This is a genomic window from Xanthomonas citri pv. mangiferaeindicae, assembly GCA_002240395.1.
GTDB lineage: Bacteria > Pseudomonadota > Gammaproteobacteria > Xanthomonadales > Xanthomonadaceae > Luteimonas > Luteimonas citri_A.
In genome coordinates, this window is the sequence record CP016836.1 from 709,713 (window position 1) to 723,552 (window position 13,840).

11 protein-coding genes are annotated in these 13,840 nt (G+C 69.2%); 3 read left to right on the forward strand and 8 right to left on the reverse strand.

Features of this window, described 5'->3' with window-relative positions; genetic code table 11:
- Positions 1 to 3 precede the first annotated feature (3 nt).
- Complete coding sequence (locus BEN78_03070; protein ID ASR42522.1) at positions 4 to 3,087, reverse strand: hypothetical protein; 3,084 nt, start codon at positions 3,085 to 3,087, stop codon at positions 4 to 6.
- 613 nt (positions 3,088 to 3,700) lie between these two features.
- Here BEN78_03070 and BEN78_03075 point away from each other — a divergent pair.
- Positions 3,701 to 4,381 (forward strand): hypothetical protein, encoded by a 681-nt coding sequence (locus tag BEN78_03075; protein ASR42523.1) that lies wholly within the window; start codon positions 3,701 to 3,703, stop codon positions 4,379 to 4,381.
- Positions 4,378 to 4,995, forward strand: coding sequence for a hypothetical protein (locus tag BEN78_03080; GenBank protein ID ASR42524.1), 618 nt, complete (start codon positions 4,378 to 4,380; stop codon positions 4,993 to 4,995). The genes BEN78_03075 and BEN78_03080 overlap by 4 nt, the downstream gene beginning before the upstream one ends.
- Before the next feature lie 22 nt (positions 4,996 to 5,017).
- Here the strand turns inward: BEN78_03080 and BEN78_03085 are convergent, their stop codons facing one another.
- From BEN78_03085 to BEN78_03115, 7 genes are all read right to left on the reverse strand, one after another.
- Complete coding sequence (locus BEN78_03085; GenBank protein ID ASR44878.1) at positions 5,018 to 5,794, reverse strand: tropinone reductase; 777 nt, start codon at positions 5,792 to 5,794, stop codon at positions 5,018 to 5,020.
- Positions 5,795 to 6,238: 444 nt separating this feature from the next.
- The gene (locus BEN78_03090) at positions 6,239 to 7,351 is read right to left on the reverse strand and encodes a rhamnogalacturonan acetylesterase (protein ID ASR42525.1); all 1,113 of its coding nucleotides are present in this window, start codon (positions 7,349 to 7,351) and stop codon (positions 6,239 to 6,241) included.
- Between the two features lie 84 nt (positions 7,352 to 7,435).
- A complete protein-coding gene (locus tag BEN78_03095; protein ID ASR42526.1) occupies positions 7,436 to 8,074 on the reverse strand; it encodes a hypothetical protein in 639 nt (212 codons plus the stop codon).
- A gap of 76 nt (positions 8,075 to 8,150) precedes the next feature.
- A complete protein-coding gene (locus tag BEN78_03100) occupies positions 8,151 to 8,906 on the reverse strand; it encodes a 2-deoxy-D-gluconate 3-dehydrogenase (GenBank protein ASR42527.1) in 756 nt (251 codons plus the stop codon).
- 58 nt (positions 8,907 to 8,964) lie between these two features.
- Complete coding sequence (locus tag BEN78_03105; GenBank protein ASR42528.1) at positions 8,965 to 9,813, reverse strand: 5-dehydro-4-deoxy-D-glucuronate isomerase; 849 nt, start codon at positions 9,811 to 9,813, stop codon at positions 8,965 to 8,967.
- A gap of 218 nt (positions 9,814 to 10,031) precedes the next feature.
- On the reverse strand, positions 10,032 to 11,078 hold the full coding sequence (locus BEN78_03110) for a LacI family transcriptional regulator (GenBank protein ID ASR42529.1): 1,047 nt from the start codon (positions 11,076 to 11,078) through the stop codon (positions 10,032 to 10,034).
- 84 nt (positions 11,079 to 11,162) lie between these two features.
- On the reverse strand, positions 11,163 to 12,785 hold the full coding sequence (locus tag BEN78_03115; GenBank protein ASR42530.1) for a xylosidase: 1,623 nt from the start codon (positions 12,783 to 12,785) through the stop codon (positions 11,163 to 11,165).
- 158 nt (positions 12,786 to 12,943) lie between these two features.
- Here BEN78_03115 and BEN78_03120 point away from each other — a divergent pair, with 158 nt between their 5' ends.
- Positions 12,944 to 13,813, forward strand: a complete 870-nt coding sequence (locus tag BEN78_03120) for a methylglyoxal synthase (GenBank protein ID ASR42531.1) — start codon at positions 12,944 to 12,946, stop codon at positions 13,811 to 13,813.
- The last annotated feature ends 27 nt before the right edge of the window (positions 13,814 to 13,840 follow it).

Below are 13,840 nucleotides of genomic sequence, written 5' to 3' on the forward strand. Positions count from 1 at the left end.
GGCTCAGAACTTCAGGCCCACTTCCACCGTCAGCGTGCGCGGGAAGTAGAAGATCCCGCCATTGCGGTTCACCGACACGTAGCCGGTATCGAGCTGGCCGTCCTGGCCGAAGTAGTCGCGGCCGCCGTCGGGGCCGCCGTAGACGTAGCTGTCGTAGTTCTTGAAGTTGAACGCGTTGAGCAGGTTCACGCGCGCGGTCAACCGCGTATCGCCACCCAGCACGAACTCCTTGGTCGCCTGCAGATCCACGGTGCGGTAGCTCCAGATGTCACCGCCGACCAGGAACTTGCCGTTGCCCGGCGGCACGAAGCCGACGAGCTGGCAGGTCGAGCCGTCCCAGCCGTCGACGCCGTAGCAGGCCACAGTGTTGATCGGGTTGGCGGTTTCGAGCACCAGCTTGGCGCCGTAGGTCACGCCCCACGGCCCATCGACCGAGGCCGAGGCGGTGAAGCGATGCTTGGGCTGATTGCTGGATTTCACGAACGGGAAGTACTGCAATCGCGCCTTGTCGAAGTAGTCGAACTGGCTGTCGTTGTTGCGGCTGTTCTGGCGCGCCTGGGTGTGGGTGTAGGCGATGTTGGCGCCCCAGCCCGATTCCCGGGTGTAGGGCTTGTCGGCCGCCAGCAGGATCTGCGTGCTGCGCTGCTCGACGCCGTTGTCGCCCAGGATCACACCGCCGAAGCCCGGCGGCACGCGGTCGGACGCGCCCCACGGCGGGCTGCCACCGGGGCTGAAGAACGCCCCATCGGGATAGCGGTTGCCGAGCGTGTAGCCGAAGCCGTCACGGGCGAGGATGCGCTGCACGGTGACGTCGGTCAGCCACTGGCCGACCTGGTTGCTCATGCCCAGGCTGAACTGGTCGCTGTAGGGTGTCTTGAGCCGGTTGTTGAGCATGAACGCCTCGGCGGCATCGCGCGAGCCGGTGATGCCGGCGAGCACGTCCGCGCCGCCCAGGTAGGCCGGGTCCCAGGCAACACAGCGCGACCCGGTGATCGCCACGCACTCGCCGGTCGTGGGATCGGCGAACTCCAGGCGCACCAGCGAGATCGAGCCCTTGTGGCGCTCGAACGCGAGGTCGCGGAACAGGTTGCGGTCGTAGGACCGGCCGGCACCGCCGTGGATCACGTGGCGCTCGTCAGCGCCCAGGTCGTAAGAGAAGCCGAAGCGCGGTGCCCAGGCGTCCTTGAAGTTCTTGCGGTTGCTGCCGGTGCTGATGTAATCGAGCGGGTTGATCGCATCGATGCCGCCGTTGAGCCAGCGGTCGACCCAGCGCTGGCCCGGGTTCTGCGGATCGGCCGCGTAGAGCGCGTCGACGAAGGCCTTCGGGGTGACGTGGTCGGTGTAGGCCGGCACGTCCTCGTAATCCCAGCGCACGCCGAAGTTCAGCATCAGGTGCGGGTTCACCTGCCAGTCGTCCTGGATGTAGAAGCCGTACTGCTTGGCGGCGGTCTCCACGCGCGGGGTCAGGCCCGGGGTCGCGAACGGCGCGATGAACTCCACGCGGTAAGGCTGCGCGGCGACCTGGCCGGTGGCCGGGTCGAACTCCCACGAGAACTGCGGGTTCAGCGGCTCGCCGTCGCTCGACGCCAGCTCGATGTCACGGTAGTTCACGCCAACCTTGACGGTGTGGTCGCCCTTGAACTCGAAGCTGTTGAAGGTCAGGTCGTTCTGCAACGACCAGCCCTTCTGCCGCTGCGACTGCAGGCTGAAGCCGCTGGCCGGACCGACCTGCAGCAGCGTGGCCTCGGTCAGCGGCTCGCGGCGGTCGATCACGGTGTAGATGGCGCCGTTGCCGAACGAGACCGGGGTCTTGGAGTTCTGCGAGTCCTGGGTGCTGACGATCAACTCGTTGTAGAAGCGCTGGCCGTAGTGCATCCACTTGAGGTTGACGCGCTTGTCTTCGTTGATGCGCGCTTCGCCGTGCTCGGGCGTGCTGACGCCGCCGACGCCGCCGACCACGTCCTCGTCGCGGTACTGGCCGCTCAGTTCCAGGCGGTCGTTGTCGCCGATGTCCCAGCTGAGCTTGGCGAAGTACAGGTCTTCCTCGAACGGCAGCGTGGTCGCGCCGTAGTAGCTGCGCAGGTTCTCGGGCAGGCGCAGGTAAGCGTCGCCGGAGGCCGCGTCGGGCTGCACCGAACGCGCGTAGATGTTCTCCTTGCCCTCGTAGGCGACGAAGAAGTGCATGCGGTCCTCGATGATCGGACCGCCGAATGCGAAGCCGTATTCCTTGACCTGCGAGTCGTCCTTGTCGGTCTCGTCGGGCCGCTTGGCGCGCATGCGCTCGTTGGTGTAGCGATAGAACATCTCGCCTTCGAACTCGTTGGTACCCGAGCGCGTAGCGGCGGTGATCGCCGCACCACTGACCTGACCGTACTCGGCCTTGTAGTTGGAGGTGATGACCTTGTACTCGCCGATCGCCAACTGCGGGAACGGGTTGCCCGGGCTCTCGTTCTGGCCGGCCACACCGCCCTGCTGGACGTAGCTCTTCTGGCTCACACCATCGATGTAGAGGTTGGACGAGCTGGTGTTGGTCGCGCCGGCGCGCAGCGTGGCGCGGCCCTGGGCGTCGATCTTGAACTGCATGCCCGGCACGGTGTCGGCGAACTCGAGGAAGTTGCGCGTGGCCTGCGGCAGCTGCTGGATCTGGCGCAGCGAGATCGTGTTGCCGACCTCGGACGTGCGCACGTCGCGCAGCAGCGGGGCGGTCACGGTGACGCCGTTGATGTCGGTGACCGGGCCGTCGGCCGGCGCGCCTTCGGCGGCCGCCCCCTGGATATCGAGCGTTGCGGTCGAGGCCACCGACAGCGTCACCGTCTGCGGCTGGCCACCGGCGTCGACGCGATAGGTACCCGGCGGCAGGCCGACCAGCGTATAGGCGCCGCCGGCGTTGGTCTGTACACGGCGCACCGCACCGGTGGCGACGTTGGTCGCGGTCACCGTGGTGCCGGCTTCGGCCGAACGCACCTGGCCACGCAGCGTGGCGCTGGTGGATTGCGCGAAGGCGGGCGCGGCGAACGCCAGACAGGCCGCCAGCGCACAGGCCAGCAGAGCGGGTTGGGGCACACGGGGCGAACGGGTTGCGTTCATGACATCCCCTCCAGGGGGCTTTTTGATGAGTGGAAAAAGCTCGGGACAACGTGGAACGGCACCGCACAACAGCGCATCCATACGCGGGCATGCGCCGATCCAAGAACGGCACATGTCGGAACACGAACAGCCGGACCATCGGCGGGCCGGCGGCCAGCGCGCCACGCGTGCTGCGCCTGCCAGCGCGCGTGGCGGACCTGTACCTGCCGGCGTGCCAGACGCCAAGAACATCGCGGGACAGAGCGCGATGCATCGCTGCAGTCGCTCCAGGCCGGACCGGTCTCCACCGATCGCACAGGCCGTGGCGCGCTGGGGCGCGTCGCGACGAACGCCGGGGACCGTGCATCGCCCGCCCCGGCTTTGCGCAGAGCGAATGGAGGTCACGATCCGGCGCGCATCGTAATCCTGCCGTCGAACCGCGTCCATGGGCCGGCAGCGCCGCGAATCACGCCCCGGCCCCGGCCTGCGACCCGCTGTCGCGGCGGCCGTGACGTCGGCCTGTCCGCTTCCCGACGCCGCAGGTCGCCAAGGGCAGCATCGGGCGGCCCCTCGATGCCGTCGGGTCGCCCGCCCGACGGTTTCGCCCGGGCCTGTGTCGTCGCATCATGGCGGCATGCGCCGCGTCCCGAGCCTCCTCGTCCTGACCGCATGCCTGACCGCCACCTGCCCCCCGGCAGCGGCCCGCGACGACGTCGTCGTGTACCGGTGCACGGATGCGCGCGGACAGGTCGCGCTGCGCGACTCGCCGTGCGCCGGCGGCCATCGCCAGGAGGTCCGCACGATGATCCGCCCGGTCGATGCCGCACCCGCGCCGCGACCGCCGCGGCCGGCGCCTTCGGTCGAGCCGGCCACCGCCCCGGCGGCGCCGCAGATCGTCGTCGTCCGCCCAGCGCAACCGATGTACCGCTGTGTACGTCCAGACGGCAGCACGTACACCAGCGATTCGTCGGCAGGCAATCCGCGGTGGGTGCCGCTGTGGACACTGGGATACGGGCCGCCGCGGCGCGGTCCCTCGACCCGGATCGGTGTCGAGGCCGGCCAAGGCGGCGGCCGAGTGGACGTGGACATCGACGCGGGCACACGGCGCGGATGGCGCGGTGGCACCGGCGGGGCCGGCACCTGGGTGCGCGACGACTGCAGCCCGCTGCCGCAGGCCGAGGTTTGCAGCCTGCTGGCCGAGCGCCGCGAAGAGATTCGGCGCCGGTTCTTCAACGCCCAGCCCAGTGAACGCGCGCGCCTGCGCGGCGAGGAGACTGCGATCAACGCCCGCCTCGGCCAGGACTGCGGCCGATGACGCGCGGCCTGCGCGCGGCCGTGGCGCTCCTGCTGTGGGCCGTGGCCGCCGGCACGGCCGCCGCCGACACCGTCATCTACCGCTGCACCGATGCCGATGGCGCGGTGACATTCCAGAACGGCCGCCCCTGCGCGCCTGGGCAACAGCAACAGCGGCGCGTGGTCGAGATCGCGGCGCCCCTGCCCGCCTATGTCCCGCCCGCACGCCCGGCACCGGCAGCGACACCCGCATCGACGCCGCGCACGCCCCCGGACGCCGCCGCCGATCCGCCGGCCCTGCGCGCCCCGCCACCAGCGCTGTACGCCTGTCGCAGCTACGACGGCACCATCGACTGGCGCGAGGACGGCACACCACCCACGCGCTGCCGGCCGATGCAGACCGTCGGCATCGGCGGGCTGCCGGGCCTCGGTGCCGGCCAGGCCTGCGAGCGGGTCGAGGACAGCTGCGAGGCAGTCGCCGCCGATGCGCTGTGCGCTGCCTGGGAGGCCCGACTGCACGAAGCGGAGTTCCGCTGGCGCTACGCCGACAGCGCGAACAGCCCGGTGCTGCGGCAGGCCTATGAGCGGATGCGTGCGACCTGGGATGGGAGCGCGTGCGTGGCGGACGCGCCCTGATGCGAGCGGGTCGCCTCCGCCCTCAGAACCCGTAGCGCAGGAACCCACCGTCGACGGCGATGCATTCGCCGGTGATGTAGCCCGCCGCCGGCAGGCACAGAAAGGCGACCGCCGCCGCCACTTCCTCCGGCTCGCCGATGCGCCCCATCGGCGTACGCAGCAGCACTTCGTCGAGATAGTCGGGATCGGCCAGCGGTCCGGAGGTCCGCCGGGTGCGGATGTACCAGGGCGCCACCGCATTGACGCGTACCCCGTCCTCGGCCCATTCGGCCGCGAGGTTGCGTGTCATCTGGTGCAGCGCGGCCTTGCTCATGCCGTAGACCGCGCCGGTGCGCACGTGGGTGATGCCCGACACGCTGCCGACGTTGACGACGCTGGAACTGGCATGGCGGGTGAGCAGCGGATGCGCCAGGCGGGTGAGCTCGAATGCACTGAACACGTTGATCTCGAAGATCTCGCGCCACTCGTCCTCGCCGTACTCGGTCGCCGCGCGCGGCAGGTTGCCGCCGGCGTTGTTGACCAGGATGTTCAGGCCTTCGCCCTGGTCCTCGACCCAGTCAAGGATTTCGCCGCGCTGCTCCTCGTCGACGACATCGGCGATCAGCGCGCGGATATCGGCCTGCGGGAGTTCCTCCAGCAATTCCTCGCGCGCAGCCTCGAGCGTGTCGCCGTTGCGGCCCACGATCAGCACCGTGGCACCAAATCCGGCGAGCTCGCGGGTGATCGCCCGTCCGATGCCGGCGCTGCCGCCAGTCACCAGGGCAAGTTGGCCGTCCAGGCGCCAGCGCTGCGGATCCATCGACATGTCCTCGATTCGACTGCGCGTAGGATACCGTCGAGCCTGCCATCGGGGAGCCTGCCACGATGCCCACGCTTCGTCGTTCTACCGCGTGTGCGCGCCACGGCGTACGCCGTCTGCGTTGGACACTCTGGACGGCAGCGCTGCTGCTCGGCCTCGCCGCCTGCACACCGCCGCCCGACGAACCCACCGAGAAACCCACCGAGCCACGCGCAGCGCCAACGCGCTGACGCGAAGGGCGCCCCCATCCCAGCCTTCCCCCGTTTTGCGGGGAAGGCGCGGTGCAGCGCGGCGATTGGGTGCGCCGCGATCTCACCTCCCCCACGCGCGGCGGAGGTCGGCAAGCACGTGCGCCCCACCGTGCGCATCGGCTCACCTCCCCGCCTGCGGGGGAGGTCGACACGTCACGCGTGTCCGGGGGCACGAGCCCGCCGCAGTATTCCCTCAGCGTCGCACCGGCCGGTAGACGATGAAGATCACCAGGTCCTCGTCGCCGACCTGGTCGAGCGCGTGGCGGTCGCCGTCACGGGTCAGGATCGCATCGCCCGGGCCGACCTCGCGCACCGTGTCGCCGAGCAGCAATCGCCCCCGCCCGGACAGCACGTAGTAGATCTCGTCCTTGTCGTTGACATGGTCGCCGATGGTCGCGCCCGGATGCAGGGCGCGCTTGCGAAACACGAGGTCCAGGCCGGTGGCATCACTGAAGAACGGATAGGCCGTGGTCGTGCCGGCACCTTCGTGCGGCCCGGGCTGTTCGATCGCGATGTCGCGCTCCTGCACGACGACCGACGGCGACACCGAAGCGGACGGCAGTGCCGGCAATGCGTTGCAGTCGGCCGCGGTGACGTGCTTGACCGGCGCGTCGGCATCGAGGCCGCGCCAGCCCGCTGCGACCAGACAGGCGACCGCATCGGCACCGGCCTCGCTGAAATGGGTGCCGTCGGCCTTGCCCTGCGCCGGCACGTGCATGAAGTAGGGCTTGGCGCCGTCTTCGCCATGCGCACGGATCCAGTCGCTGGACGCGGCATTGAGATCGATCAGCGCCACGTTCTCGCGGGTCGCCAGAGCCTGCATCGCCAGCGTGTAGCGGCCATGCGTGTCGATCAGCGAACGGAAGTCGTAGAGCAACCGCGCGACCGGGGTGATCAGGATGGGCGTGGCGCCCTGCTCGCGCGCCACGTCGATATAGCGCTGGAGCAAGCGCGGGTAGTCGGTCGCCGGATCGGTGTAGCGCGTCGGGTCCTCGCGCTTGGCATCGTTGTGGCCGAACTGGATCAGCAACACATCGCCCGCGCCGATCTCGCTGGCGATCGCATCCAACCGGCCTTCGTCGATGAAGCTGCGGGTGCTACGCCCGCCCATCGCGTGATTGCGCACCTCCCAGCCGCCGGTGGTCCAGCGCGGCAGCGCCTGCCCCCAGCCGGCCTGCGGCCGCCGCTCCGGGCCGTAGCTCGCCGCGGTCGAATCGCCGGCGATGAAGATGCGATGCGGGGCGGGCGAAGCGGCGAACGCGGTACCGACGACTCCCAGGCACAGCAGCGACAGCAGACGTTTCATCGTGGCGATGCTCCGCGTGGCATTCCGGATCGACCCGCAGGCCGCCGCACATGGGCGGCGGCCTGCGTCGTACAGCGACGGGGCTTACTGGCCCAGCACGCCCTTAACGTAGGCGACGATGGTCGCGTCCTGCGCGTTGTCGAAGAACGCCTTCTGGAAGCGCGCGCCGCCCACGGCCTGCTTGACCAGGTCCTGGTCGATCGCCTTCAGGCCCTCGACGAAGTCCTTCGACGCGCCCTGCTTGACCTGCGCCAGGATGCCGGCGTTGGTCATCTGCGATTCCTTGCGCTCGGCCGGGTAGCCCTGGCCGCGCTCGCCGGCGAAGGCCTTCTCGAAGATGTAGCGGATGTTGATCTCCGCGCCCCAGCCGTAGCCCTTGGCGAACGGCAGCGCCAGCGCGTTGCCGTTGTTGACCTGCGCGAACAGGAAGGCGTCGGTCGGCTCGATGCAGTAGCCGCAGTAGACGCCCGGCCAGGCATTGAGCGACATCATCGCGCCCTGACCGGTGCCGCAGCCGGCGACGACGAAATCGACCGCCTTGGCGTTGAGCAGCAGCGCGGCGCAGATGCCCAAGTGAATGTAGGTCAGGCGGTGGTCGTTGTCGCCGTCCATGCCGACGTTGAAGACGGTGTGGCCTTGCTCGCCGGCCACCGTCGTCAGTTGTTCCAGCACAACCGGGTTCTTCGCGGCCTGGCTGAATTCCTGCATCAATGCGATCTTCATTGCGTGTCTCTCTTGCGTGTTCGAAGGGGAACGCGGGCCGCCCGGGCGGCGACCCGCGAAAAGAAAGCGAAGCGGATCAGCGCGCCAGCCAGCCGCCGTCGACCGGGATCACCGCGCCGTTGACGTAGTCCGAGGCGCGGCTGGCCAGGAACACCGCGGCCCCGCCCAGGTCCGAGGGCTCGCCCCAGCGTCCGGCGGGAATGCGCTCAAGAATGGCCTGGTTGCGGGCCTGGTCGGCGCGCAGCTGCGCGGTGTTGTCGGTCGCCATGTAGCCGGGCGCGATGGCGTTGATGTTGATGTGCTTGCCGGCCCACTCGTTGGCCAACAGGCGCGTGATGCCGGCGATGCCGGACTTGCTGGCGGTGTAGGACGGCACCCGGATGCCGCCTTGGAACGACAGCATCGAAGCGATGTTGATGATCTTGCCACCGCCATTGGCGATGAAGTGGCGGCCGACGGCCTGCGACAGGAAGAACGCGGACTTGATATTGACGTTCATCACGTCGTCCCAGTCTTGCTCGCTGAAATCGACCGCATCGGCGCGGCGGATGAGCCCGGCGTTGTTGACCAGCACATCGAGGCGGCCCAGGCCGTCGAGCGTTTCGCGCACGATGCGATCGATCGGCTCGATGCTGATCAGGTTCGCCTCGATGGCGACGAAGCGCCGGCCCAGCGCCTCGACTTTGGCCTGCGTCTCGCTCGGCGGCTGGATGCCGGCGGCGGCGATGTCGGCACCGGCCTGCGCGAGCGCCAGTGCGATGCCCTGCCCCAGACCGGTATTGGCGCCGGTGACCAGCGCGACCTTGCCTTCGAGGCTGAACGGATTCGTCATGGTGGAACTCTCCTATGGAGCGATGGCGAAAATGCCGCGCGCGGCGCGGCGGGAAACGTCACTTGAGCTGGCAGATGTCGAGCACGTGCATATCGGTGTAGTCGAGGTTCTCGCCGCCCATGGCCCAGATGAAGCAATAGTTCGAGGTCCCGGCGCCCATGTGGATCGACCACGGCGGCGACACCACGGCCTCGCCGTCGGCGACCACGATGTGGCGCTGCGCGTGCGGCTCTCCCATGAAGTGGTAGACGCGGTCGTCGGCGCCCAGATCGAAGTAGAAGTAGACCTCGCTGCGCCGGTCGTGCAGGTGCGGCGGCATCGTGTTCCAGACGCTGCCCGGCTTGAGGATCGTCAACCCCAGCAGCAACTGCGAGGACGCGCATGTGGCCGGCACGATGTACTGGTAGATCGTGCGCTCGTTGCTGGTCGCAAGCGATCCGCGCTCGAGCGGCACCGCCTCGGCGATCGAGATCTTCTTGGTCTCGAAACGCGCGTGTGCCGGCGTGGACGCCAGATAGAACTTCGCCGGCGCGGCCGCATCGTCGGACGCGAACACCACCTCGGCGCTGCCCATCGGTACGTACAGCCCGTCCTTGGGCGCGAGCGCGTATGCGGTGCCGTCGACGGTCACGGTGCCCGGCCCACCGCCGACATTGACCACGCCGAGTTCGCGCCGCTCCAGGAACGGCCGACCCGCCGCGGAAGCGGGTTCGGTCTGCACGGGCAGCGACAGCGGGCCTGCGACCGGCGACGCCCCGCCGATGACGAAGCGCTCGTAGTGCGTGTAGCTCAGGCGGATCGCATCGTCGGCGAACAGACCGTCGAGCAGGTACAGATCGCGCAGCGCGTCGTTGTCGATGCCCTGCATCGCACCCGGATGGGTCGCGTGGTAGGTCTTCTGGTACATGGCGGCTCCGAGCGGCGGAACGTCGGGAACGAGCATTCTAGGTCTTTCGGTAACCGGTGTCATACCGCGGCGCGGCAAACGGGCCGGTCTGTGTTGCGGCGTGGTCGACGCGGCTGGACGACCTCAGCGTGCAGTGTGCGGCAGGCGCGCGATCGCGCCACGCGCGGTGGGTGGCCGCGCGCGCGGCGTCGCGGCCCTGGCGGGATCGGCCGGCGCCTTCAGTCCGGCGGCTGGCAGGAGTCGCGGACCACCAGATGCGGCCGGACGCTCGCCAACGGGCGTGGTGCGCCCTCGGGCTGGAGCAGCATCGCGGCCGAGATCCGGCCGGTGTCGCGGGTGTCGCGGCGGACCGAGGTCAGCGGTGGCCACAGCCGGGAGGCCAGCGGGCTGTCGTCGTAGCCGACCACCGACAGTTGCCGGGGAATGCTGATGCCTGCGCGCATCGCCACGCGGTAGACGCCGGCGGCCATCTCGTCGTTGCCGCAGAAGATCGCCGTCGGCCGCTTCTTCGCGCCGAGCAGCTTCTCGGCTGCGGCCACGCCCGATTCGAAGGTATAGCCGGCCTCGACGATCCGCGATTTGGGCATCGCCACGCCGCGCCGCTCAAGCGCGGACACAAAGCCGGTCGAACGCTCGATCGAGGAGCGGTAGTCGCGGGGCCCTGTGATCATCGCGATGTCGCGATGCCCCAGCGACTGCAGGTAGTCGGCGACCTCGGCCGCGCCGTCATGGTCGTGGGTCACGACCATGCGCTCGGGCGTGTCCATCGACACCGCGGCGATGCGCACGTAGCGGCAGCCGATCTCGGCCAGCATATCGGCCAGCGCCTGGTCCTCGGACACGCGCGGCACCAACATCACCCCGTGCAGCTTCTGCTGCTGCACGAACCGGCGCACGCCGTCGATGTAGTTCGGACTGCGGCTGTCGCAGGGATGGACGACCAGTTCGTAGCCCGAGTCGCGCAGCGTGTCGAGCGCGCCGTACTGCATGTTGACGATGAACTGCGCGGTCGGATTGTCGTAGACCATGCCGATCAGGAACGAGCGACGGAACGCCAGACCGCGCGCCAGTGGGTCGGGCACATAGCCGACCTCGCGCATCAGCGCCTCGACTTTCTCGCGCGTGTCCTGCCGCACCAGCGGCGAGTGGTTGATGATGCGCGAGACGGTCTTCTTCGAGACCCCCGCCAGGCGGGCGATGTCGTTGATCGTGGCCGCGCGCGGCATCGTACCGCCGCCCCGGATCGTCTTGTTCTCTGTGGGCATCCGTGGTCCCCCAGGGGCCGGTTGTCGTGCGGTTTCCATTCTAGCGACAGTTGTGCGCCCCCGCCCTCCACGCCCCGGCCATGTTCAGTCCAGGGCCCGGAAGCGGAAGTCGCGGAAATGGACCTTGCCCTCCCCGGCGGCATAGAGCGCAGGCTTGAGTGCCAGAAAGCCGCCAGCGACATTGTGGTGATAGCCCGAGACCTCCATCTGCACCGGGTATTTCTCCCAGGTCCGGCCATCGGCGCTGGTATGGATGGTGACGATGTGGCGGTCGTTGGTCACCCGCAGCCACAACCGGCCGCCCTGGCCCGCCGGCAGCCCGCCGCTGGGACGCTCCAGCCCGTAGCGATGCATGACCATGCGCTCGCCGTTGCTGCCCACTCCCACATACAGTCGGTCGCTGTAGAACAGCAGCGCGCCGCCGATCGCGCCGGGCTCGATCTCCATCTCGACCTCGAATTGGTAGGCCTTGTCGCCGGCGATCAGCGTCAGCGGCGACGCATCGCGTGGGGTGCGGCCCTTGCCCTGCACGGTCAGCGTGCCGTCGCCGAAGGCCAGCCGCGCGTACTCGTCGGGCGCCGGATCGAAGAACGCCCACTGGTGGCCCAGGCGGCCGCTGCTGAAGTCGTCCGACAGCGCCATGCCGTGCGCGCCGACCGCGCTGCCGGCCGGCTTGGCCAAGGGTTGGCCCAGGTCGCCGCCGCGGGCCACAAACCAGCCATCGTCGGTCCATTCGATCGGCTCGAGCAGCGCCTGCCGGCCGAGGGTCCAGTACCCGTTCTCGTAGCCGTGGTAGATCATCCACCAGCGGTCATCGGTGCCCTCGATCACCGTCGCATGGCCGCGCGACCACCACGGCTCGCTGCGATCGACCGTGCGCACGATCGGGTTGTACGGCGAGTTCTCCCACGGTCCGTGGATCGAGCGCGCGCGCGCAGTGATCACCATATGCCCGGTCGGCGGGCCGGCGGTGCCGCCGACCGCGGTGGTCATGTAGTACCAGTCGCCGCGCTTGTGGATCTTCGGGCCTTCCTGCGCGTAGGCCTCGACATCCCAGTCCTGCGGATACTGCCAACCGTCGTAGACGTGCCGCGGCGCACCGACGACCGACAGGCCGTCGTCGGCCAGCTGCACGTAGTCGCCGCCGCTCAGGAACAGGTAGCGCTTGCCGTCCTCGCCGACCGCGTGCCCGGGATCGATGTAGCGGCCCAGGCCGATCTCGACCGGCTCGCTCCACGGCCCGCGGATGTCGTCGGCCCAGACCACATAGTTGCTGCGTTCCGCGCCCTCGGTGCCGCCCGTGCGGGCGGGGAAGTAGATGTAATAGCGCCCGTCATGCTTGACGATGTCCGGCGCCCAGATCGAGCCGACATTGCGCGTGATCGCGTGGCCCAGCGGCTGCCAGTTCACCAGATCGCGCGAATGCCAGAGCGGCAGGCCGGGATAGGCGTCGAACGAGGACAGCGTGAGGTAGTAGTCCTCGCCATCCTTGAGCACCGACGGATCGGGCCGGTCGCCCGCGAACACCGGATTGAGAAATGTTCCGTCGCCGAGGTCGGCCTTGCGCTGGTGTTCGATACCGCGCGCCCAGGCCTGGCTGGCGGGTGCAGCGGACGGAACAGGCGGTGCGGCGGCAGCGGCGACGGCCAGCAGAAGTCCAGCGCAGGCGAAGACCAGCAGCGGGGAACAGCGCGAACGCATGCGCATCTCCTTGAACAGAAGGGGCGAGGCACCAACGCGCCGACACGATGACACCGATGGTCATCCGACCGTAGCAGAGCAGGCGCGCGCACGCATTCCGCAATGCGGCACAGCGCGCAGCGCGTGCTAGCGTGCACACCTCCTGCCACTGCCCCACACCTGCCATGCGACTCGGACTCGCCGCCAATCGACGCCACCATGCCGACCGCGACGCCGCCCTGTTCCGCTGGCTCCAGGCCAGTGGCGCGGGCATCCGCGAACTGGACATCGCACTGCACGTCGTCGGCCGCACCTTCGATGCGATCGCCCGTCACGGCGCGCTCGATGGCCATAGCCGCATGCAGCGTTATCCCTACGGCCGCGAGGGCGGTCTGATGAAGCTGGTCGCCGAAGTCGTCGGGCTGGGCGACGGCCGCACGCTCGACGGTGTGGTCTACCTGATCGACCCGGTGGACCCCTCGTCGATCTTCCCCGAGGCGGTCGCGCTCAAGCGCCAGTGCGTGATCCAGGGCAAGCCCTTCCTGTCGACGGTGGCCTCGGCACGCGACTGGATCGAGTGCGAACGCCTGCACGCCGGCCTGCCGCCCGATCCCGGCGCTGACGACCTGCATGCCTTCGAGACCCAGACCGTCGCACTGATTGCCCACGACGCGATGAAGCCGCAGATGCTCGACTTCGCCGACCGCCATTTCGAACTGCTGTCGCGCTTTCGCACCCGCGTGGCCACCGGCACCACCGGCCAGCGCCTCAACGAACTGGCCTGGCGCCGCGGCTGGCCGGTCGGCGAGGCCTGGGCGCAGCGCTTCAACAGCGGCCCGCTCGGCGGCGACGCGCAGATCGCCGACCTGGTGCTCGACCGGCAGTGCCGGCGCGCGATCTTCTTCGAGGACCCGCACGTCGCACGCCAGCACGAGGCCGACATCCAGTTGCTCGAACGCGCGGTGACCACCGTTACCGACGACGTCGCCTGCCTGACCTCGCCCCAGGTCGCCGAGCGTTGGGCCCAGGCCGCCGAAAAACGCGCCCCCCGTTAAACCGGGGTCAGCGTCGAATTTTTCCCG

Excerpts from the sequence above, each read along its gene's own strand:
- BEN78_03070 (ASR42522.1), bottom strand. The coding sequence starts at position 3,087 with ATGAACGCAACCCGTTCGCCCCGTGTGCCCCAACCCGCTCTGCTGGCC.
- BEN78_03075 (ASR42523.1), top strand. The coding sequence starts at position 3,701 with ATGCGCCGCGTCCCGAGCCTCCTCGTCCTGACCGCATGCCTGACCGCC.
- BEN78_03080 (ASR42524.1), top strand. The coding sequence starts at position 4,378 with ATGACGCGCGGCCTGCGCGCGGCCGTGGCGCTCCTGCTGTGGGCCGTG.
- BEN78_03085 (ASR44878.1), bottom strand. The coding sequence starts at position 5,794 with ATGGATCCGCAGCGCTGGCGCCTGGACGGCCAACTTGCCCTGGTGACT.
- BEN78_03090 (ASR42525.1), bottom strand. The coding sequence starts at position 7,351 with ATGAAACGTCTGCTGTCGCTGCTGTGCCTGGGAGTCGTCGGTACCGCG.
- BEN78_03095 (ASR42526.1), bottom strand. The coding sequence starts at position 8,074 with ATGAAGATCGCATTGATGCAGGAATTCAGCCAGGCCGCGAAGAACCCG.
- BEN78_03100 (ASR42527.1), bottom strand. The coding sequence starts at position 8,906 with ATGACGAATCCGTTCAGCCTCGAAGGCAAGGTCGCGCTGGTCACCGGC.
- BEN78_03105 (ASR42528.1), bottom strand. The coding sequence starts at position 9,813 with ATGTACCAGAAGACCTACCACGCGACCCATCCGGGTGCGATGCAGGGC.
- BEN78_03110 (ASR42529.1), bottom strand. The coding sequence starts at position 11,078 with ATGCCCACAGAGAACAAGACGATCCGGGGCGGCGGTACGATGCCGCGC.
- BEN78_03115 (ASR42530.1), bottom strand. The coding sequence starts at position 12,785 with ATGCGCATGCGTTCGCGCTGTTCCCCGCTGCTGGTCTTCGCCTGCGCT.
- BEN78_03120 (ASR42531.1), top strand. The coding sequence starts at position 12,944 with ATGCGACTCGGACTCGCCGCCAATCGACGCCACCATGCCGACCGCGAC.